Below are 19,312 nucleotides of genomic sequence, written 5' to 3'. Positions count from 1 at the left end.
GCCAACAATGGCTGAAGTGCTGCATCAATGAGGGGATGGAGCAGTTCAGCTGGTGCCGAATTCATTAGCGCAAGCAGAGTTGATTGCGCCGATGAATAATCCGCCGTTCCCATCGCGATGGGTTCGTCGGGTTTCCAACTTGGAGCTTGATTTTTTCCATCACGTGAAGGAGAAACAAAATGGCAACAGCAACAAAGAAAGCCGCAGCGAAGAAACCCGCTGCGAAGAAAGCAGCACCGGCCAAGAAGCCAGTAGCTAAAGCAGCAGCAAAACCAGCAGCTAAGAAACCAGTTGCTAAAAAAGCTGTAGCAGCGAAAAAGCCGGTAGCTAAGGCAGCAGCAAAACCAGCAGCAGCTAAGAAGCCAGTTGCTAAGAAAGCTGTCGCGGCCAAAAAGCCAGTAGCTAAGAAAGCAGCAGCAAAACCAGCAGCAGCCAAGAAGCCAGTTGCTAAGAAAGCTGTCGCGGCCAAAAAGCCAGTAGCTAAGAAAGCAGCAGCAAAACCAGCAGCAGCTAAGAAGCCAGTTGCCAAGAAAGCTGTCGCGGCCAAAAAGCCAGTAGCTAAAAAAGCGGCAGCAAAGCCAGCAGCAAAGCCAGCAGCAGCCAAGAAGCCAGTGGCTAAAGCAGCAGCGAAACCAGCGGCAAAAAAGCCGGCAGTTAAGAAAGTCGCGGCTAAGCCAGCAGCAAAAAAGCCGGTAGCTAAGGCAGCAGCAGCGAAACCTGCCGCTAAACCTGCAGCAGCTAAGCCAGCTGTTAAGAAGGCCGCAGCGAAACCTGCAGCCAAGAAACCAGTGGCGGCAAAACCTGCGGCTGAGCCAGCAGTAAAGACAGTGCTCAACCCGGCAGCAGCTTGGCCGTTCCCAACTGGCACACGCCCGTAATTAGCGTTTGCCAGCTTACCTGATTAGGTTCAGGTATCTCACCCGCTGTATGGCCTAGTGCTGTTCAGCGGGTTTTTGTTTGTGGGTACGGCTTGTCGATCAGGATAGGTATCGCCAAGCGCTTGGCAGTCGACAGTCGATATATGCCGCACGAGCAGGGCCATCAGCCAAGTTGAAATAGCTGCTACGATACGCAACTGATAAACCCGTTCTTTCCATAAACTGTGGCGTTCGTCCACCTCCTCGGCTTACATCTGGCATCCGAATTCGGGTAAGTTACTAGTATATTGGCTGGCTGATCCATCATTCACTGATGCCGACAAGCCTGAATCATTGCTTCATCTGGAAAGGGAAATACCTCGTGTTGCAGAATATTTTCACCTTGATTATCGAAACTATCGCCAGCGTCCTGGGCGGTGTCCTGCTGCTTCGGTTTTGGATCCAGGCGGTACGGGTGCGGCCTCCGCAACAGTTGGCGCATTTCATCTTTACCTTGTCCGACTGGGCCGTGCGTCCAATGCGGCGCTTGTTGCCCGGGATTGGCGGCTATGACTGGGCCAGCCTGATAGGCGCGGCCCTGGTTGCCATCATCTGCATCCTGCTGGAACTTGGCGTCAGATCGGCGTTGAGCGCGTCATTGATCTTCAGCTTGTCGGCACTGCTGTTTTTCCAATGGGTATTTTACGGACTGATTGCACTATTGATTGTTGAGGCGATTTTTAGCTGGGTGAATCCGAATGCGCCCTTGGCGCCTTTCGTACGTGCGCTCAATGAGCCGCTGTTACGACCTTTGCGCAGAATTATCCCGTTGATTGGCAGTATCGATCTGTCGCCGCTGGCGGCGCTGATACTGCTGAGGGTGGTGCACCAGTTGGTGATTTATCTGATCATGTCGGTGACGTGAGCCACAAAGCAGACGCTGGCGCAGTGCTTGGGCAGGGCGCTGGTTTGTATCCATGGTGCTCCGAGATTGCCGGTGGCGTCAGGCTGGCGCTGCAGGTGACGCCTAACGCCAAGAAAAGCCAGATCATCGGTCCGCTGGACAATGTACTCAAGCTGCGCTTGCAGGCGCAGCCTATCGAGGGCAAGGCGAATGAAGCGCTGATTCGCTATCTGGCAGAGTTGCTGGATATGCCGCGCAGCAGGATAGTGATCACCCACGGCCATACCAACAAGCGGAAAATTGTCGAGGCGCATGGTGCGTCATTGACGGTCGAGAGCGTCGCGCGTAGCTTGCTGGCGTTGATTCCGTAAGGCAGGGAAAGGAAAACGGCTTCCGATGACAAGTCGGAAGCCGCGGATCTGGAGTTCAGGTCGACACTGGTTGCCGGCTTATGCTTCCATCTGGCTTTGCAGGTAATTTTGCAGACCGACCTTGTCGATCAGGTCGAGCTGGGTTTCCAGCCAGTCGATATGCTCTTCGGTATCTTCGAGGATTTCTTTGAACAGTTCGCGCGATACATAATCGCCAGCCTTTTCGCAAGCCGCGATGCCTTCTTTCACGGTTTTTTGCGCACCTTGTTCCAGCTTCAGGTCGCATTGCAGCATCTCTGGCGTCGATTCGCCGATCATCAGCTTGTGCAATGCTTGCAGATTCGGCAAACCGTTCAGCATCAGGATGCGATCAATCAGTTTGTCAGCATGCTTCATTTCGCCGATCGATTCCTCGTACTCCTTCTTGCCGAGCTTTTCCAGACCCCAGTGCTTGTACATGCGGGCATGCAGGAAATACTGATTAATCGCAGTCAGTTCGTTGGTTAACTGCGCGTTGAGCAGCGTGATGATTTGTTTTTCGCCTTGCATGGAGACCTCGCTATGAAATGGGGGCGGAGTGCGGAGTGACGCAGCGATAAAGTCGGGGATTTCTGGATTTTATGCCGGCTTCTCACGTGATCGGGGCGTCGTTTCATCGACGTTCGACCGAAATCGCAGCCATGATAGCGCATGCAATAAGCTTTTTCATCATCAGATAGCGCGAATCATTTTCATTGTGATTTGTGCATCAATCCGACCACGTAAATAGAGCCTGCGCATGGCGACATGCGCAGGCTCTCAGGGCAAAGGATAAATGCAAGAGCGTTGAGGATACTTAACGCTTAACTCGCGACCGTCATGCCACCTTCACTCGTATCCTTACTTGGCGTCGGGATCGGTAACAAAGCCGATTTTCCCAAGTCCGCCGGATTGCGCTGCAGCCATCACCTGGGCCACTTTTTCATATTGCACGGTACGCGCCGCGCGCAGGTGCAATTCCGGTTGCGGCTGTTTTTGTGCAGCAACCGCAATCCGCGCATTCAGTTCGCTGCGGTCGATCGCTTCTTCATTCCAGAACAATTTGCCGTCGGCATCGACAGACAAATTGATGCTTTCCGGCTTGGCCTGGTCTGGCTGGTTGGTGGCGCGCGGCAAATCGATCTTTACCGCGTGGTTCATCACCGGGATGGTCATGATAAAGATAATCAACAGCACCAGCATCACATCGACCAGCGGCGTGGTGTTGATTTCCGGATTGAAATCATCGTCCGAATCGGACAAAGAACCCATGCCCATCATGCACCTTTCACAGCGACCAGCTTGGCGCCATTGCCCGAACCAATCGAACCGTTTGGATTACCGGTTTCGGTATTGCTGGAACGGGAGCCGGTGACGAACAGCGCATGCAGGTCGAAACCGAATTTATTCAGTTTGGCGATGATGGTTTTGTTGCCGCGCACCAGTGCGTTATAGCCGAAGGTAGCCGGAATAGCTACGGCCAAACCAAGCGCGGTCATGATCAGCGCCTCGCCGACCGGGCCGGCAACCTTGTCGATACTGGCCTGGCCGGAGGTGCCGATCGACACCAGCGCATGATAAATACCCCAGACGGTGCCAAACAAGCCGACAAAAGGCGCGGTAGAACCAACCGACGCCAGTACCGCCATGCCGGTCTGCAATTTGCCGGAAACATCGTCAATTGCCTGGCGCAATGACAGGGTGACCCAGTCGCTGACTGACAACTGATCGTGCAGATGGCCTTTGTGCGCGGCATGATGGCGCATCGAGGAGACGCCTGCCTGGGCTACTTCGGCAAAAGGATTTTCCGTACCCAGCGTGGCAATCCCTTCCGGCAGGCTGGTGGTATCCCAGAACTGGTGGCCGGCAGCGTGGGCGGCACGTTGAAAGCGCAGGATTTGCAGGGCCTTGGTCAGGATTACATACCAGGACGCAATCGACATCGCCACCAACAGCACGGCGACGCTTTTGATGACGAAATCGCCCTGGCCCCAGAGTGCTTCCAAGCCGTATGGACTTACTTCCATGATGAACTCCCCTTGATCTGTAAAATCTGTAAATTGAGTACGGCTGCCTTGGCGATACGCCAACAGCGCCATTGATTAATTGGATAGCTGGAAATTGATAGGCACGATGGCAATCGCCGGCGTCGGCTTGCCATCTTCCATATAGGGTTTGAACAACGCCCGCATGACAGCTTGTTTGGCGGCCTCATCCAAACGGCTGGAGCCGGAGGATTTTTGCACTTCGACGCGTTCAGCGTGGCCTCTTTCGTTGATCAAGACCCGGATGACCGATTTGCCTTCCTCGCCCATGCGCTTGGAAACGGCAGGGTATCTCACATCAGGCGGCTGGATGTATTCGACTCCGGAGGTGATGGTGCGAGGCTGGGCAGGTGCTGAAACTGGCGCAGCTGGCGCCGCTGCAGCTGCAGGTTCTTCGTGCTGTGGCGGCTGCGGGGTGGATGTCGGTACTGAAATTGCGGTTTCCGAAGGTGTGTTGTTGACCACCGGCGTGGGGCGCGGCGGCGTGATGTTTTTCTTTACTACTGCAACGGTTTTCGGCGTCGCGGGCTGCGGCGTGGGAGGTGTTGGCTCAGGTGCTTTTTCCGGCGTGATGAAACTGGCAAAGATTTCTTTCGGCATGGCTTGCGCAGCTTGATGAATCAGACCGCTTTTCAATGCCCAGAAAAAAGCTATGTGAAGCAACAGGATCGTCCCTAATGGGCCGATGCGTTTGATTCTTTTCCATGCAAGCGCAGGGGAGCTGATTGTTGCTGACGACATGGTTGCGCTGATCCCGCTAGAACTTATTACGCTGTTACGCGGCTTGTAGGTTTGGTTGGAATACCAATGCTTGAACATGACGAAGAGCGGCTGGAGCCCGGTTATCCAGGCACTCGCGCAATACACTTTTTGCGCAGGAATGGCATTTCCCGCAGCAGGTGCCAATGTCCAGGTGTTCGCGCAATTCAGACATGGAAGTCATGCCCGAATCGACTGCCTGTCGAATTTTTCGGTCCGAAACGTTATTGCAAACACAAACGATCATTTTGTACCTCACTGCCATAGTTAGAAGGCAGATTAAGAAATAAAAGTCGGCCGCCAAAGATGTTCTTGCGGCCTTTATGGTTTATCGATGTTGCTTCAGCACACCCGATTTGCAGCCACAAATCTGCTGAACAGATTGTATTTTTCCGGCCGCGGCATCGTCCTTTCTACTACCGCGCCCCACTGCTCCGATAACTGCAGACAGGTGGCACGCAATACCGGCGCCAGATTTGGTAAATCTGCCAGCGCCTTCAAATGCCGCTCAATTACCGAGGCCAGCTTGACGCAGGCGCTGGTCTCCTGGCTATTCGCGGTGTAATGCGACATCAGGTGCAGCACCGCCGAGACCAGTAATTCCGGCTGTGCCGGTGCATCGTTTGGCTCTACGAAAGCCGGATTGATTCTCTCCGATACCATCAAGCGCTCCTATATCTGTATCTCGCTGGCTGGCGCTCACGGCGGGCGGGCTAGTTATGACTAACTAAAAACCGTTGTGCTTAAGCGGTGAGGATCAACTTGTTCAGTTGCGTCAGCCGCAGCTTATAAATTCTGCCGCCGTGATCAATTTCCAGTTCGCGCATTTGCTTGAACAGATCCTGGCTCTTGATTCGCGTGACTGCAGATGCAACTGACTTGGTGATGCTGGACACAGGGGTTTTCTCAACTTGTGCTTCGCGTCGTATCGTCTGGCTCATTATAGTCCTTTCTGTAAATGCGAACAATTCGTATTTGTATTATTCGTTACTTGAACAGGGAATGCAAGTGTTTTTAGCGTATCTGATGGGGTAGTTTGGAAATGATGTCAAGCTGGAAATGTCCGCCGTGGCTCATCTTGTGGCGCACGAGGGCAAGCTTGTTTCCGAGGAGGGGGATGCGAGGATAGAGGCAGAGTAACTGGATAAGCAGATGTGAAACAAGCGCAAAGATTGCGCTTGTTTTATTGAGAAATTACCAAGGAACGCTAGCCGGTCATTCTGCCTTCGGCTTGGCTGCTTCACGCCGATTGAAACCCGCCACCATGTCAAAGCGGAATAGCCGGCACTCCAGCGCGCCGTTGAAGAAAGGCGTCTTGCGCGCTTCTTTCAGGCGTAACAGTTTGGGCAGGCCGAGATCGGCCGAAAACAAAAATACACTCCAGCCGGCAAAACGTTGCTTCAGGGTGGTGCCGAATGCGCTGAAGAAGGCGGTCAACAAGTCGTCGCTGCTCAGGGTGCTGTCGCCGCGCACGCCGATCCGCTCGCCATACGGCGGGTTGGTCAGCATGATGCCGTGCTCGACTTCGACAGGTGGCTTGACTTCCTGTGCTTCGATCTGTTTTATCGGTACCTCAAACAGGATGCCGGCGTTGCGCAGATTGTTCGCCGCAATCTGTACCATATCGCCGGAAATATCGCTGCCGAAGATGGTCGGCGTGGTGGGTAGAGGATTCGGCTTGAAGCTGCCCTTGATCGCCAGCCATTTCGCGCTTTCGAAATCATTGAATTTTTCAAAGGCGAAATGGCGGCGGGCGCCGGCCGGGATGCCGGCGACGATCTGGGCAGCTTCGATCAAAATGGTGCCGGATCCGCACATAGGGTCGAACAATACCGTGCCTGGTTTCCAGCCGGAGGTGCGCAGCAGTCCGGCGGCGAGATTCTCGCGTAATGGCGCATCGCCGGTTTCGGCGCGCCAGCCGCGCTTGAACAACGCCTCGCCGGAGGTATCGAGGTACAGAGTGAAATTGTGAGCATCGAGAAAGCCGACGATACGCATATCCGGCGTGCCGGTGTCTACTGAAGGCCGCTCATTGCACAGGTCACGGAAACGATCGCAAATGCCATCCTTGATCTTGAGCGTAGTGAATTGCAGGCTGCGCAACGGCGATTTCACCGCAGTGACGTCTACCCGAATGGTGTGGCTGACCGGAAACCAGCTCTCCCATTCCTGTTCCAGCGTCATATCGTAGATATCGTTTTCATTCTTATATGCGCCATGCGTCAAACGCAGCAGCACCCGGCTGGCAATGCGCGAGTGCAGATTGATGCGCCAGGCATCGCTCAACAAGCCGGAGCAATGGACGCCGCCGGGCACCTGGGTGTGGACCTTGAGCGTGACGGCAGGCGCGCTGAATTGCGCTATTTCATTCAGCTCTTCAGCCAGCGCGGCTTCCAGCCCGCGTGGGCAAGGGCAAAAATATGAGTGTGAGTCTGTTGCTAAATGTGACATGGGGGTACCCTTTATCCGTTGACGATCAGACCTCGAAAAACCGTAGCGAGCGGCCCAATCTCGACACTGCGATGCTCACCGTACTTTCGTACGGCTGCGCTTCTCCTGCCGACCTTGGACCGCTCGCCACGGTTTTTCGAGGCCTCTTTACTACTAGTGCAAAAAAATAAATTCATCTGGCGAACGCGCGCTCTACAAAATCCAGCCTGTCCTGGCCCCAGAACGCTTCGCCGTCGACTACATACCAGGGAGCGCCAAAGACACTGGCGGAAATCGCGTCTTCGGTAAAACGCTCGAATTCGCTCTGGACGCTGGCGGTTTCGGCCGATTTCAGCAAGGTCTTGCCGTCATGGCCAAGCTCCGAAGCGATTGCGATCAAAGTCGTGCCGTCGGCGATATTGCGTTGTTCGGCCCAGACTGCGCGCATTATAGCGCCGGTCAATGTCAGCGCGGCTTCCGTGCCATGCGCCAATTGAGTGGCGATGATCAGTTTTGCGGCGTCATCGCTCTGCACCGGGAAGAAAGTTGGTTGCAGATTCATCGGCACTTGCAGGTATTCGCTCCAGCGCCGCAGTTCTTCCAGCCGATAGGCCTGGCGCTGAGGTGCGCGCTTGGCCAGCGGCAAACCGCCGGAGCTGCCGAAGACCTTGGACAAGTCGCAAGGTTTTAATACGATCTTGACATCGTATTGCTTGGACAGGGCCTGCAGGCGCGCGTGACCCAGGTAGGCGAAGGGCGAATGCGGTGCGAAATAATATTCACAGATCTTGCTCATGGCTAATCCTCGGATGCTATTAGAACGGTTTGACAACCACCAGGATGACGATCGCCAGCAATAGCAGAACCGGTACTTCATTGAAGTAGCGGAACCAGGTATGGCTGCGCGTATTCACCCCGTTTTCAAATTTCTTCAGCAAGCTGCCGCAGGCATGGTGATAGCCGATCACAAGAATCACCAGGAATAATTTGGCGTGCAGCCAGCCGTTGCCCGGACCCTTTCCTATGCCGTATCCCAGCCACAGCCAGGCGCCGAATACAATCGCCGGCAGCGACAATATCGACATGAAACGATACAGCTTACGCGCCATCATCAGCAATCTTTGGGTGGCTGTTGCGTCGGTTTCCTGCGCCAGATTGACCAGGATCCGTGGCAAATAAAACAAGCCGGCAAACCATGACGCGATGAAGACAATATGCAGCGATTTGATCCAAAGCATGGTGTTTCCTTTTATTTTTGATTATTGCGGGAGGGGAATTCGGTTGCCATCACAACAGAACAGCGATTCTACGAGCAGCGGACAAAAGCTTAAGCGGGACCAGAGTTTTTCGCTCTGGTCCGCAGGCAAAGAATGCGTGAGCGCAGCGGTATCGCTATATATCGGTATACCGCGTACGGCAGCTTACTTGCGTACTACTCGCGCACTTCCCCGTGTCCGAACACCACATATTTTAGCGAAGTCAGGCCTTCCAGGCCGACAGGTCCGCGCGCATGCAGTTTATCGTTGGAGATGCCGATTTCAGCACCCAGGCCAAATTCAAAACCATCGGCAAAGCGGGTCGAGGCATTGATCATGACCGATGCCGAATCGACTTCACGCAAGAAACGCATGGCTCGTGAGTGGTTCTCGGTGACGATGCTGTCGGTGTGTTGCGAGGAGTAGGTGTTGATATGGGCGATGGCTTCATCCACATCGGCGACGATCTTGACAGCCAGGATGGCCGCCAGATATTCGGTGCGCCAATCTTCTTCGGTAGCGGCCGCCAGATGCGGATAAGCAGCCAGGATGGCGCGCGCCTCATCGTCGGCGCGCAGCTCGACTTCTTTACCTTGATACAACTTGGCGAGTTGCGGTAATACCTGCGGCGCAATCGCGCGAGCCACCAGCAAGGTTTCCATTGTGTTGCAGGTGCCATAGCGATGGCATTTGGCATTGAAGGCAATCTTCACGGCTTTGTCGAGATCGGCCTGATCGTCTATATACACGTGACAGATGCCGTCGAGATGCTTGATCATCGGCACCGTGGCTTCCTTGATCAGGCGCTCGATCAGGCCCTTGCCGCCACGCGGCACGATAACATCGACGTATTGCGGCATCGTGATCATGGCGCCCACTGCGGCACGGTCGGTGGTGTCCACCACTTGTACGGCGTCCTGTGGCAGGCCGGCGCCGGCCAGACCCTCTTGCACCAGCTTGGCCAGCGCCTGATTGCAATGATGGGCCTCGGAGCCACCACGCAAGATGGTGGCGTTGCCGCTCTTGATGCACAGGCCGGCGGCATCCACCGTGACGTTGGGCCGGGCTTCGTAAATGATGCCGATGACGCCCAGCGGCACGCGCATCTGGCCTACCTGGATGCCGGTGGGACGGTATTTCATATTCGAGATTTCGCCGATCGGATCGGGCAGGGCGACAATCTGTTCGAGCCCCGCGATCATGGTGGCGATGGCCTGCTCCGACAGCGTCAGGCGGTCCAGCATTGCGGGCGCCAGGCCATTGGCGCGTGCTGTTTCCAGATCGATCTGGTTGGCTGCGCGCAACAGGTCGGCGTCGCGCCGGATGGCAGCCGCAATCAGGCTCAGTGCGCGGTTCTTGACGGCGCTGTCGGCACGCGCCATGGCGCGCGATGCAGCGCGCGCACGTTGTCCGACTTCGGTCATGTAGTGTTGGATATTCATATGTTTTATCAAATATGTGCGACTTTTAAACCCAGTTGCAACAACGCATCCCAGGCATCGCCGGCGAAGGTCTTGGCGCGCAAGCCTTTGACCATTTTGTCGATCTGCGCCGCATCTTTCAAGGCCGCTTCCAGCGTCGCCAGACTCAAGCGCCGCAATGCCGGCTCCATCAGTCGTTCGCGTGGCCCCCAGATGCGATATTCCTTCAACAGCGCGGGTATCGGACGGCCCTGGCTAGCTGCCGATTTCAATTTCAACAAGGTGCGGATTTCCTCGGAAAGCGCCCACAGCACCAGCGGCAGAGCTTCGCCTTCACCTTTCAAGCCATCCATCATGCGTACCAGGCGCGCCGTATCACCGACCAGCATCGCTTCATTCAGCTTGAAGACATCATAGCGCGCGACGTTGAGTACTGCATCGTGGCATTGTTCGAAACTCAGCTTGCCTGGCGGATGCAGCAAAGCCAGCTTCTGGATTTCCTGATGCGCCGCCAGCAGATTGCCTTCGACCCGGTCGGCGATGAAATCCAGCGATTGGCGGTCTGCGCTTTGCTGCTGAGCCGCCAGGCGGACGCCGATCCAGTTCGGCAAGTGCGCCCGCTCCACCAACGGAATATCTATATATACCGCGCTCTGTTGCAGAGTAGCGACCCAGGCGGCTTTTTGTGTGGCCCAGTCAAGCTTCGGCAGGCTGATAATCGTGACATTGTCCGGATTGAGCGTCGCAGTGTAATTTTGCAAAGCCTGACCGCCATCCTTGCCCGGCTTGCCGGTCGGGATCCGCAGCTCGATCAGTTTTTTATCGCCGAACAGCGATTGCGACTGATTGGCAGCCAGCAACTCTCCCCATTTGAAGCTACGGTCGACCACCAGCACGTCGCGCTCGCTGCAACCGTTGCGGCGCGCACTTTTACGTATCTTGTCGGATGCCTCCAGCGCCAGCAAATGCTCGTCGCTGGTGATCACGTACAAGGGCGCCAGGGTTTTCGCCAGATGGCCGTCGAGCGCGTCGAACCGCAATTGCATGAAATAACCTTTAACCTTTGACCCTGTTATTTGGCAGGAACGGCAGTGGCCGGAGCGGCAGCGGGTGCCGCCGTTGACTGCTCGGGCTGGGTTGGCTGAGCGGTCTTGAGCGCTGCCAGGCGGCGCAGAACCTGCTGCACCATGTCGCTTCGCATGTCGCGGTACAGCAGTACTTCTTCTGCGCCCTTGGACAATTCTTGCGACGAGTTATAACTGATGTCGCGCTTCAAGGTGATCAGCGTCGCTGGCAACAATTCTTTCTTTTCCGCATCGGTCACGCGGAAAGTCAGTCTGTAATACAGCATGTACTCGCTGGCGCGGCCTGAACTGTTAGTGGTCAGGATGACTTTCTCCTGGGTTTCGCCGAGCACTTCCAGTATCGCTTCGGCGCCTTCGGCAGTAGGCAGTACCTGTGTGTTGCCGCTGGCCAGGATATTGCGTTTTAACTCAATGCCTAACGGCGAATTTGGGGCAAAGGTCATAAAGAGCGACTTGAATGGCAGGTTGGCCGAAGCGCGCAGATGAAAACCGCAGGCGCACAGCATCGCGGTCATGATCAGCATCAATGGCCAGCGCAGCCATGTGCGGGAATCTGCGGGCATTCTGAGAGGCGTTCTATTCAACATTCGGACGTTCCTTGTTTCAAGATTCAGGGCCGGACGGATTCGTCCGGCCATGTATTGACCTAAGCGTGGCCTAAGCGACGATATTGACCAGTTTCCCCGGCACCACGATGATTTTCTTCGGCGTGCCCTCGAGGTATTTCTGGACGTTCTCGTTGGCTAGCGCCGCCGCCTCGATGCTGGCTTTGTCCGCATCTTTGGCGATAGTGATACTGCCGCGCAGCTTGCCGTTGACCTGGATCATCATTTCAATCTCGCTTTGTTCCAGTGCCTTGTCGTCCACTTGCGGCCAGCTGGCGTCGAGGATATCGCCATGCACGGCGGCAAAACCCAGCTCTTGCCACAGCGTATGGGTGATGTGCGGCGCTATCGGATTGAGTACGCGCAGGAAAATCGACAGGCCTTCAGTCAGTACCGCACCGCTGGCCGGCGACTGATCGAGTTTGGCTGCTTCCAGGGTGTTCAGCATTTTCATGCAGGCCGATACCACGGTGTTGTATTGGATCCGCTTCAAATCATGGTCGGCCTGCTGCAAAATCTTGTGTACTTCACGACGCAAGGTTTTGTGTACATCGCTCAAGCCGGAAAAGTCGGCCGCAGCACTTGGCGCAATGCTGCTGGCGCGGGTATAGCTGAAGGCCCAGACCCGGCGCAGGAAACGATTGGCGCCTTCCACTCCGGCGCCCGACCATTCCAGGGTTTGCTCCGGCGGCGAAGCAAACATGGTGAACAGGCGTGCGGTATCGGCGCCGTACTGGTCGATCTGGGCTTGCGGATCGATGCCGTTGTTTTTCGATTTCGACATCTTTTCAGTGCCGCCGATCTCTACCGGTGCGCCGTCCGCTTTCAGGATGGCCGTCAGCGGCCGTCCTTTGTCGTCAAAGGTCAGCTCGACATCTTCCGGGTTATGCCAGGTCTTCTTGCCGCTGGCGTCTTCGCGGAAATAAGTTTCGTTGAGCACCATGCCCTGCGTCAGCAGATTGGTAAACGGTTCGTCGAACTTGATCAGACCGAAGTCACGCATGACCTTGGTCCAGAAGCGGGCGTACAGCAAATGCAGCACGGCGTGTTCGATGCCGCCGATGTACTGGTCCATCGGCATCCAGTAATCGTTGCGCGAATCGACCATGGCGTCATTACTCTTCGGCGAGCAATAGCGCATGTAATACCAGGACGAGTCGACGAAAGTGTCCATCGTATCGGTTTCACGGCGCGCCGGTTTGCCGCATTGCGGGCAGTGGACGTGCAGGAATTTTTCGTGCTTGTTGAGCGGATTGCCGCTGCCGTCCGGCACGCAGTCTTCCGGCAATACCACCGGCAAATCTTTTTCCGGCACCGGCACATCGCCGCAATCGGCGCAGTGGATGATCGGGATTGGCGTGCCCCAATAGCGCTGGCGCGAAATACCCCAGTCGCGCAGGCGATAGGTGACTTTCTTTTCGCCCAGACCGCGCGCCGCCAGGTCGGCGGCTATCGCATCAACTGCTTGCTGGTAGTTGAGGCCATCGTATTTGCCGGAATCGACACAGACGCCGTTTTCCTTGTCGCCATACCAGTCGTGCCAGCTTTCTTCGGAGTAGGTTTTACCTGCTATCGCAATCACCGGCCGAATCGGCAGCACGTATTTCTGGGCGAAGGCGAAGTCGCGCTCGTCGTGCGCCGGCACGCCCATGACGGCGCCGTCGCCGTAGGTAATCAAGACATAATTGCCAACCCATACTTCGACTAACTGGCCGGTCAGCGGATGCGACACGTACAAACCGGTCGGCATGCCTTTCTTTTCCATGGTCGCCATGTCGGCTTCGATGACGCTGCCCTTTTTGCATTCGGCGATGAATTCAGCCAGCTCGGGATTGCTCTTGGCGGCGAAAGTGGCCAGCGCATGTTCCGGCGCCACGGCGCAGAAGGTCACGCCCTTGATGGTGTCGGCGCGGGTGGTGAAGACCCACAATTTGCCGTCGTGGATCAGGTGGCCGTTTTCTTCGATCTTGTGCGGAAACGCAAAGCGCACACCGGTCGACTTGCCGATCCAGTTGGCTTGCATCAGGCGCACCCGTTCCGGCCAGCCTGGCAATTTGGTTTCTACGTGTTCCAGCAACTCTTCGGCGTAGTCGGTGATCTTGGCGTAGTACATCGGGATTTCGCGCTTTTCGATCAGTGCGCCGGAGCGCCAGCCGCGGCCGTCGATGACTTGCTCGTTAGCCAACACGGTTTGATCGATCGGATCCCAATTCACGGTGCCGGTCTTTTTGTAGATGATGCCTTGCTCCAGCATCTTCAGGAACATCCACTGATTCCACTTGTAGTATTCCGGGGTACAGGCGGTCATCTCGCGCGACCAGTCAATCGCCAGCCCCATCGCCTGCATCTGCTTCTTCATGTGCGCGATGTTGGCGTAGGTCCACTGCGCCGGCGGCACGTTGTTAGCCATCGCGGCGTTTTCCGCTGGCATGCCGAACGCGTCCCAGCCCATCGGCATCAATACGTTATAGCCATTCATCCGCAGATAGCGGTACATCACATCATTGATCGTGTAATTACGCACATGACCCATGTGCAGCTTGCCCGATGGGTAGGGCAGCATCGAGCAGGCGTAAAACTTCTTTTTGTCCTGGCCGTTCTTGTCCTTGGCATGTTCGACGGCCTTGTAGGCGTCCATGGCTTGCCAATGGTCTTGCGATGATTTTTCGACGTCGGTTGGGCTGTATTTTTCTTGCATGACGGGAGCTAAAAAGTGAATGTTATTCCGCCTTGCAAAACGAACAAGACGCCGGATCGTCGGCGCTAAGTCATACGTCGGCCGGGACGAGTTAGGTAATCTTGGTCGTTGCGAAGCAGAATGGGAACTTGCCGGGCCACTACACAATGGCCCCGAACCGGTGATTATACTGGTTCGGATGCCGCTTTAGCGCACAGGACACGTGGAGTCACGTGATACTTGATGGTTGAGCGGCAAGCCGGGCCGCTTCAGGCGCCGCTGAATGTGCTGGAAAAGCCTGTTAGCGTGGCGCTGCATGCGCGTTCTGTCAGTTCAATACGCTTGCGCGCTTCCGAGCGCTTGTGCGAGGGAATCTCTTGTAGGTTGGGCGCGGCAATGGCGTCGCACGCGATCTGGTATTCGCCGTCCGGGCGTTGGACTGCCCCTATTTCTTGCCAGAAATCGTCATAGTCGGCGAATACCTGGCCGCTGCGGATCTGATGAAACATGACCCGATTTTGATTTCCGACCAGGATCAGCTTCTTACAGCCATAAGCACGGCCGATTTCTCTCACCAGGCGCAGCATCAGGCCTTTCGGCCGCAAGCCAAACATGTCGCGGGTGGCGTTGCGCACCCGTTCCTGTGCGTTGCTGCCGCGCGGGCCTTGCAGGCAGCCTATACCTATGCACGGGATTAACTCGCTGCCGTAAAAGGTAAAGGCAACCGAGAACAGACGTTGCTGGTCGCTGTACAGGTCAAGCGCCAACTCTCCTTCCCGGTCCAGCGTGGCGATCGCCGATAGCCGGATCTCATAGAGCGCCCCGGATTTGCCGCTGAAGCTGCCTAGCAAAACAGGTGCTTGTGTCGCGCACAAGACCAGCGGACCGAGACCTTGCTGGAAAATGAAATCGTAGTGACTGACCAGGATATTCAGCCGGTCCTGGCTGCGCAGGCGTAATGACTGGTATGGGCGATAGATTTTCTGTAGCAGCCGAGGTGTGGCTTGCGCCAGTCTGGCGTGCATGGGCGTCGCATTCCAATAGGCTAGCCAGCGTTGCGTCTGACGATAGTGAATCACCGTGCGGACGCTTAGCTTGATCTGCTTGGCAAAGTACGACAGGCCGCGCGGCGAGTGCGTCAAACAGGTATGCAGAGTAATGCGTGGGCCGTTATTGCTGGCTGATGGCAAGGCTGGCCGCAGGTAAAGAAGATGCGCTATCTCTGATAGCAATGTCAGGTTTTGCAGGTGACTGTTGATGAATCTGATTGACTCATGGCTGACGATCTTGCCATATTTGGTGTTCATGGCCAGCATCATTGCCAGCGAGACCAGGCCGGCGCAAAAAATATCCAGCGGATAATGCATGCCAAGAAAGATCTTGGCCCAACTGACGGCAAGCGACAGCGCCACCAGCAATACGCCTAGCCATTTGATCTTGATGGTTTTTGCCGTCCAAAGGGTCAGGCCGGTGGCCAGGATGATGGCGATCGTGACGCTAGGCGAAACACAGTGTGCGCTTTTAGCCTGGTACAGATAATCATTCCATGCGGTTGGCGCCAAAGCGCTCCAGAGTAGCGCGATGATTTTGCTGACCAATACCGCGGCAGCTGTCGTGACTATTGCTTTGAGAGAGAGCAAGCGGGTGGTCTTATTACCGCTAATCCACAAGGCGACAAGGCTGGTCGGCACCAGATAGATCCCCCATTCGGCGATCGCCAGCGCCAGCATGAACGGAATCCCGATAAACCCGGGAGAAGCATTAAATGTCGACCACAGCAGATTGTAAGAGGACGACGTCATATGCTTGAGCGATCAGAAGAGGGGGGGTAGTGCAGAGGAAGTGGTCAAAATGGCAATATATGAGATGGAAATTCAATTTATTGGTTTTTGACATATAAAGATACAAATGAAAATAGAATGTTACATGCAAATTTGCAAACCAGCGCTATTTGATAAAATTATTAAATTGCCACAGGGGAATTATTGATGTCGAGGCAGATGCTGGACTGCTGGAGTGCGGGAGGGAAACTGCGGAAACGCGGATAGCGTCAGGGAAATAGAAAGAACCCGGCAAGCGCCGGGTGTGGAATACGATTACTTTGTTGCGCCGTTTTTTCCGGGAACAGTGACGAAGCCGATTTTATTCAAGCCGTTGTTTTGCGCCAGCGACATTACCTGCGCCAGGATTTCATAGCGGGTATCTTTGTCTGCGCGCAATTGCAGTTCCGGCTGCGGCTGGCGCGCGGCCGCAGCGATCAGGCGGTCTGTCAGCTCGCTTTCCGCAACCGGGGCGTCATTCCAGAACATTTTGCCGCTGCGGTCTATCGACAGCGAGATGGTTTCAGGTTTTTCCGGCGCCGGCGCCGACTGCGCGCTCGGCAAATCGACCTTGATAGCGTGCGTGAAAAGCGGCGCAGTGATGATGAAAATCACCAGCAGCACCAGCATGACGTCGACCATAGGCGTGATATTGATATCCGCCATCGGCGCTTGATTCTGATTGTCGTTAAAGCCGCCAAAAGCCATGGTTTGCTCCTTGATCGCTAGTGCTAGTCTTAGTCATAGCCCAAAAATATAGCTGCGCGAATAATTATTTTCCGACCCGGCTGCCGGTAGTCAGGTAAGCGTGCAGATCATGCGCAAAAGCGTCGAGTTCGGCCAGTGTGATCCGATTCACCCGGGTGAAAGCGTTATACGCCAGCACCGCCGGAATCGCCACTACCAGGCCAAGGGCCGTCATGATCAGTGCTTCGCCCACCGGGCCCGCCACCTTGTCGATTTGTATGGTGCCTGCGTTGGAAACCGCCTCCAGCGCATGATAAATACCCCAGACCGTACCGAACAAGCCGACGAATGGTGCGGTCGAGCCGACCGATGCCAGCAGGGTCAAGCCGCTTTCCAGGCGTGACGAGACACGGTTGATTTCGCGGCGCAAGGTGCGCGTGATCAATTCGCCCGGATCGGATGCCGCGTTCAGTGAGGCAGCAGGCGTACCCGGCGCCGGCGGCTTGATTGCCGCCGCATCGGCCGCCTGGCTGGCCAACGGCGAATAGACGTTTTCGCTATCGAAAGGCTGGATGCCGGCAATCGCTACTTCCAGTGTTGGCGCTTGCCAGAAATCTTCCAGCGCCGCCGCACTTCTGCGTATGCGCCACGAACTCCAGGCTTTCGACAGGATGTAAAACCAGCTGACTACCGACATCAGCACCAACACGTAAGCCACTGTATGAGAAATGGCGTCAGTTTGCGCCCAATAACGCGCTAGTCCGAGAGATTGATCCATATCGCCGATCCAAGAAAATAGGTTGTTGTGCAGCCAGCGTCACAACGCTGTAAGCAGATTGTTGCTGGCCGCCGACGCTTCAGCGCAGGCCCAGCACATCCTGCATGTCATACAGGCCGCTGCTCTTGTCGCGCAGAAAGCGCGCTGCGCGCAAGCTGCCCTGCGCGTAAGTAACGCGGCTGGAGGATTTATGCGTGATCTCTACACGTTCGCCGATGCCGGCAAACAGCACGGTATGGTCGCCGACGATATCGCCGCCGCGGATGGCGGCAAAACCGATAGAGGAGGGATCGCGTTCCCCGGTAATGCCTTCGCGGGCGTAGACCGCGACGTCGTCCAGCTTGCGTCCGAGTGCATCAGCGACGACTTCCCCCATCATCAGCGCGGTACCGGACGGTGCATCGACCTTATGGCGATGATGGGCTTCGATGATTTCGATGTCGTAGCCGTGGGAAAAGCTTTTAGCCGCCATTTCCAGCAATTTCAACGTGACATTGACGCCGACGCTCATATTGGCAGCAAACACGATGGCGGTCTTTTTTGCCGCTGCGGCAATGGCTGCCTTGCCGGCTTCATCGAAGCCGGTGGTGCCGATAATCATCTTGATGCCATTGGCGGCGCAATAATCCAGATGTTTCAGCGTGCCTTCGGGGCGGGTGAAATCGATCAGGTAAGCCGCTTGCGCCAGGCCCTTGGCCAGATCGGCTTCGATCAGGACATTGGCAGGCTTGCCCAGGAATGCTGCGGCGTCAGTTCCTAATTCCGGCGCGCCCGGCACGTCCAGTGCACCGGCCAGCAGTGCATCGTCAGCGTTTTGAATCGCCTCAACCAGCATGCGCCCCATGCGCCCCGAAGCACCTGCAACGGCTATTTTCATCTGAGTCATTGTTATTTCGACGATCTGAGCAATTTGTAAATGCGTTATTAATCAGTTTTTGGCAGGGCCGGGTGCGGTAGGCACCGATGGCGCGATTTCCACATTCTTGACGCTCTTCTTGGCTTCCGCGGCGCCGCCTGAAATTCTATCCAGATAGTCGTTCTCGGTAGGCAGGTTGCCGCCGTCGACGCGCGCCAGCAGGTTGCCGTTGAAGAAAACGCTGACCCGGCTGGTAGTGACTTCGCCGTTGCCCTTTTGCAGGCGGAAGACGTAATCCCAGCGATCATCGTGGAACACATCGGTGATCAAGGGAGTGCCCAGAGCAAAACGCACTTGTTCACGTGTCATGCCTTCTTTGACTTGGGTCAACATCTCTTTTGAGACAAAATTTCCCTGTTGGATATCTATCCGATATGGGGAAAAAACGCCAAGAAAGCGGCGATGCTTGATGGTTTGAACCCCGCTGGTGTCAGCGGCTGCAGTGCTCGTTCCCGCGGGCTGCGCGGTAGGCTGCTTAGTGGACTGATCATCTATCAGCGGATTTTTTGATGCGCAGCCGGCCAAAGCGGCCATGAAGACAACAGCGGTCAAAGCGGAGGTACGGGCAGGGGAGAGCAACATTCGCATAAGGATCTCAATTGATTGAGCAACTGTGCTAAAACGCTATATGATAAAGCAGATCATCCATTTGTGACCAAAACATGCCGAACAATCCATCCGAA

22 protein-coding genes are annotated in these 19,312 nt (G+C 55.7%); 3 read left to right on the top strand and 19 right to left on the bottom strand.

Features of this window, described 5'->3' with window-relative positions; all coding sequences use genetic code 11:
• Positions 1 to 179: 179 nt before the first annotated feature.
• The 3 genes from VNZ60_RS00985 to VNZ60_RS00975 all read left to right on the top strand — a co-directional run bounded on the left by VNZ60_RS00985 (position 180) and on the right by VNZ60_RS00975 (position 2,132).
• Complete coding sequence (locus VNZ60_RS00985) at positions 180 to 878, top strand: histone H1-like repetitive region-containing protein (RefSeq protein WP_325656302.1); 699 nt, start codon at positions 180 to 182, stop codon at positions 876 to 878.
• Between the two features lie 361 nt (positions 879 to 1,239).
• Complete coding sequence (locus tag VNZ60_RS00980; RefSeq protein ID WP_325656300.1) at positions 1,240 to 1,782, top strand: YggT family protein; 543 nt, start codon at positions 1,240 to 1,242, stop codon at positions 1,780 to 1,782.
• Positions 1,779 to 2,132 carry a DUF167 domain-containing protein gene (locus VNZ60_RS00975; protein WP_325656298.1) on the top strand — a complete coding sequence of 118 codons (354 nt, stop codon included), beginning with the start codon at positions 1,779 to 1,781 and terminating at the stop codon, positions 2,130 to 2,132. Before VNZ60_RS00980 ends, VNZ60_RS00975 begins: the two co-directional genes overlap by 4 nt.
• Positions 2,133 to 2,210: 78 nt before the next feature.
• Here the strand turns inward: VNZ60_RS00975 and bfr are convergent, their stop codons facing one another.
• The 19 genes from bfr to VNZ60_RS25220 form a co-directional block, all read right to left on the bottom strand.
• Positions 2,211 to 2,681, bottom strand: coding sequence for a bacterioferritin (gene bfr, locus VNZ60_RS00970; protein WP_325656296.1), 471 nt, complete (start codon positions 2,679 to 2,681; stop codon positions 2,211 to 2,213).
• A 330-nt stretch (positions 2,682 to 3,011) separates the two neighbouring features.
• Positions 3,012 to 3,428, bottom strand: coding sequence for an ExbD/TolR family protein (locus VNZ60_RS00965; RefSeq protein WP_325656304.1), 417 nt, complete (start codon positions 3,426 to 3,428; stop codon positions 3,012 to 3,014).
• Positions 3,428 to 4,177, bottom strand: coding sequence for a MotA/TolQ/ExbB proton channel family protein (locus VNZ60_RS00960; protein WP_325656294.1), 750 nt, complete (start codon positions 4,175 to 4,177; stop codon positions 3,428 to 3,430). The genes VNZ60_RS00965 and VNZ60_RS00960 overlap by 1 nt, the downstream gene beginning before the upstream one ends.
• Before the next feature lie 75 nt (positions 4,178 to 4,252).
• The gene (locus VNZ60_RS00955; RefSeq protein ID WP_325656292.1) at positions 4,253 to 4,936 is read right to left on the bottom strand and encodes an energy transducer TonB; all 684 of its coding nucleotides are present in this window, start codon (positions 4,934 to 4,936) and stop codon (positions 4,253 to 4,255) included.
• A gap of 34 nt (positions 4,937 to 4,970) precedes the next feature.
• Entirely contained in the window at positions 4,971 to 5,201 is a 231-nt protein-coding gene (locus VNZ60_RS00950; RefSeq protein WP_325656291.1) for a (2Fe-2S)-binding protein, read from the bottom strand.
• 95 nt (positions 5,202 to 5,296) lie between these two features.
• Positions 5,297 to 5,617 carry a hypothetical protein gene (locus tag VNZ60_RS00945; RefSeq protein WP_325656290.1) on the bottom strand — a complete coding sequence of 107 codons (321 nt, stop codon included), beginning with the start codon at positions 5,615 to 5,617 and terminating at the stop codon, positions 5,297 to 5,299.
• Positions 5,618 to 5,697: 80 nt separating this feature from the next.
• Positions 5,698 to 5,895, bottom strand: a complete 198-nt coding sequence (hemP, locus tag VNZ60_RS00940; RefSeq protein ID WP_092415282.1) for a hemin uptake protein HemP — start codon at positions 5,893 to 5,895, stop codon at positions 5,698 to 5,700.
• A 274-nt stretch (positions 5,896 to 6,169) separates the two neighbouring features.
• Positions 6,170 to 7,405 (bottom strand): THUMP domain-containing class I SAM-dependent RNA methyltransferase, encoded by a 1,236-nt coding sequence (locus VNZ60_RS00935; RefSeq protein ID WP_325656285.1) that lies wholly within the window; start codon positions 7,403 to 7,405, stop codon positions 6,170 to 6,172.
• Between the two features lie 172 nt (positions 7,406 to 7,577).
• Positions 7,578 to 8,180, bottom strand: a complete 603-nt coding sequence (locus VNZ60_RS00930; protein ID WP_325656283.1) for a 2-hydroxychromene-2-carboxylate isomerase — start codon at positions 8,178 to 8,180, stop codon at positions 7,578 to 7,580.
• 19 nt (positions 8,181 to 8,199) lie between these two features.
• The gene (locus VNZ60_RS00925; protein WP_325656281.1) at positions 8,200 to 8,622 is read right to left on the bottom strand and encodes a CopD family protein; all 423 of its coding nucleotides are present in this window, start codon (positions 8,620 to 8,622) and stop codon (positions 8,200 to 8,202) included.
• Between the two features lie 194 nt (positions 8,623 to 8,816).
• Entirely contained in the window at positions 8,817 to 10,082 is a 1,266-nt protein-coding gene (locus VNZ60_RS00920) for a glutamate-5-semialdehyde dehydrogenase (protein ID WP_325656280.1), read from the bottom strand.
• Between the two features lie 8 nt (positions 10,083 to 10,090).
• Positions 10,091 to 11,107: a DNA polymerase III subunit delta gene (gene holA, locus VNZ60_RS00915; RefSeq protein WP_325656278.1), complete on the bottom strand. Its 1,017-nt coding sequence runs from the start codon at positions 11,105 to 11,107 to the stop codon at positions 10,091 to 10,093.
• 26 nt (positions 11,108 to 11,133) lie between these two features.
• Positions 11,134 to 11,709, bottom strand: a complete 576-nt coding sequence (locus VNZ60_RS00910) for an LPS-assembly lipoprotein LptE (protein WP_325656276.1) — start codon at positions 11,707 to 11,709, stop codon at positions 11,134 to 11,136.
• Between the two features lie 94 nt (positions 11,710 to 11,803).
• Positions 11,804 to 14,449: a leucine--tRNA ligase gene (leuS, locus tag VNZ60_RS00905; protein WP_325656274.1), complete on the bottom strand. Its 2,646-nt coding sequence runs from the start codon at positions 14,447 to 14,449 to the stop codon at positions 11,804 to 11,806.
• Positions 14,450 to 14,697: 248 nt separating this feature from the next.
• Positions 14,698 to 16,230, bottom strand: coding sequence for a DUF535 family protein (locus tag VNZ60_RS00900; protein WP_325656272.1), 1,533 nt, complete (start codon positions 16,228 to 16,230; stop codon positions 14,698 to 14,700).
• Between the two features lie 294 nt (positions 16,231 to 16,524).
• The gene (locus tag VNZ60_RS00895; protein ID WP_325656270.1) at positions 16,525 to 16,956 is read right to left on the bottom strand and encodes an ExbD/TolR family protein; all 432 of its coding nucleotides are present in this window, start codon (positions 16,954 to 16,956) and stop codon (positions 16,525 to 16,527) included.
• Between the two features lie 64 nt (positions 16,957 to 17,020).
• A complete protein-coding gene (locus VNZ60_RS00890) occupies positions 17,021 to 17,713 on the bottom strand; it encodes a MotA/TolQ/ExbB proton channel family protein (RefSeq protein WP_325656268.1) in 693 nt (230 codons plus the stop codon).
• A gap of 79 nt (positions 17,714 to 17,792) precedes the next feature.
• Positions 17,793 to 18,599: a 4-hydroxy-tetrahydrodipicolinate reductase gene (gene dapB, locus VNZ60_RS00885; protein ID WP_325656266.1), complete on the bottom strand. Its 807-nt coding sequence runs from the start codon at positions 18,597 to 18,599 to the stop codon at positions 17,793 to 17,795.
• Between the two features lie 42 nt (positions 18,600 to 18,641).
• Positions 18,642 to 18,962: an outer membrane protein assembly factor BamE gene (locus tag VNZ60_RS25220; RefSeq protein ID WP_414648749.1), complete on the bottom strand. Its 321-nt coding sequence runs from the start codon at positions 18,960 to 18,962 to the stop codon at positions 18,642 to 18,644.
• Between the last annotated feature and the right edge of the window lie 350 nt (positions 18,963 to 19,312).

It is taken from the genome of Collimonas sp. (genome assembly GCF_035566375.1).
In the GTDB taxonomy this organism is placed as follows: Bacteria; Pseudomonadota; Gammaproteobacteria; order Burkholderiales; family Burkholderiaceae_D; genus Collimonas.
Note: the sequence above shows the minus strand (reverse complement) of the source record. Positions and strands in the feature narration are given on the sequence as shown.

Coding starts and splice junctions, on each gene's coding strand:
- VNZ60_RS00985 (WP_325656302.1), top strand. CDS start 180: ATGGCAACAGCAACAAAGAAAGCCGCAGCGAAGAAACCCGCTGCGAAG.
- bfr (WP_325656296.1), bottom strand. CDS start 2,681: ATGCAAGGCGAAAAACAAATCATCACGCTGCTCAACGCGCAGTTAACC.
- VNZ60_RS00965 (WP_325656304.1), bottom strand. CDS start 3,428: ATGGGCATGGGTTCTTTGTCCGATTCGGACGATGATTTCAATCCGGAA.
- VNZ60_RS00960 (WP_325656294.1), bottom strand. CDS start 4,177: ATGGAAGTAAGTCCATACGGCTTGGAAGCACTCTGGGGCCAGGGCGAT.
- VNZ60_RS00955 (WP_325656292.1), bottom strand. CDS start 4,936: ATGTCGTCAGCAACAATCAGCTCCCCTGCGCTTGCATGGAAAAGAATC.
- VNZ60_RS00950 (WP_325656291.1), bottom strand. CDS start 5,201: ATGATCGTTTGTGTTTGCAATAACGTTTCGGACCGAAAAATTCGACAG.
- VNZ60_RS00945 (WP_325656290.1), bottom strand. CDS start 5,617: ATGGTATCGGAGAGAATCAATCCGGCTTTCGTAGAGCCAAACGATGCA.
- hemP (WP_092415282.1), bottom strand. CDS start 5,895: ATGAGCCAGACGATACGACGCGAAGCACAAGTTGAGAAAACCCCTGTG.
- VNZ60_RS00935 (WP_325656285.1), bottom strand. CDS start 7,405: ATGTCACATTTAGCAACAGACTCACACTCATATTTTTGCCCTTGCCCA.
- VNZ60_RS00930 (WP_325656283.1), bottom strand. CDS start 8,180: ATGAGCAAGATCTGTGAATATTATTTCGCACCGCATTCGCCCTTCGCC.
- VNZ60_RS00925 (WP_325656281.1), bottom strand. CDS start 8,622: ATGCTTTGGATCAAATCGCTGCATATTGTCTTCATCGCGTCATGGTTT.
- VNZ60_RS00920 (WP_325656280.1), bottom strand. CDS start 10,082: ATGAATATCCAACACTACATGACCGAAGTCGGACAACGTGCGCGCGCT.
- holA (WP_325656278.1), bottom strand. CDS start 11,107: ATGCAATTGCGGTTCGACGCGCTCGACGGCCATCTGGCGAAAACCCTG.
- VNZ60_RS00910 (WP_325656276.1), bottom strand. CDS start 11,709: ATGCCCGCAGATTCCCGCACATGGCTGCGCTGGCCATTGATGCTGATC.
- leuS (WP_325656274.1), bottom strand. CDS start 14,449: ATGCAAGAAAAATACAGCCCAACCGACGTCGAAAAATCATCGCAAGAC.
- VNZ60_RS00900 (WP_325656272.1), bottom strand. CDS start 16,230: ATGACGTCGTCCTCTTACAATCTGCTGTGGTCGACATTTAATGCTTCT.
- VNZ60_RS00895 (WP_325656270.1), bottom strand. CDS start 16,956: ATGGCTTTTGGCGGCTTTAACGACAATCAGAATCAAGCGCCGATGGCG.
- VNZ60_RS00890 (WP_325656268.1), bottom strand. CDS start 17,713: ATGGATCAATCTCTCGGACTAGCGCGTTATTGGGCGCAAACTGACGCC.
- dapB (WP_325656266.1), bottom strand. CDS start 18,599: ATGACTCAGATGAAAATAGCCGTTGCAGGTGCTTCGGGGCGCATGGGG.
- VNZ60_RS25220 (WP_414648749.1), bottom strand. CDS start 18,962: ATGTTGACCCAAGTCAAAGAAGGCATGACACGTGAACAAGTGCGTTTT.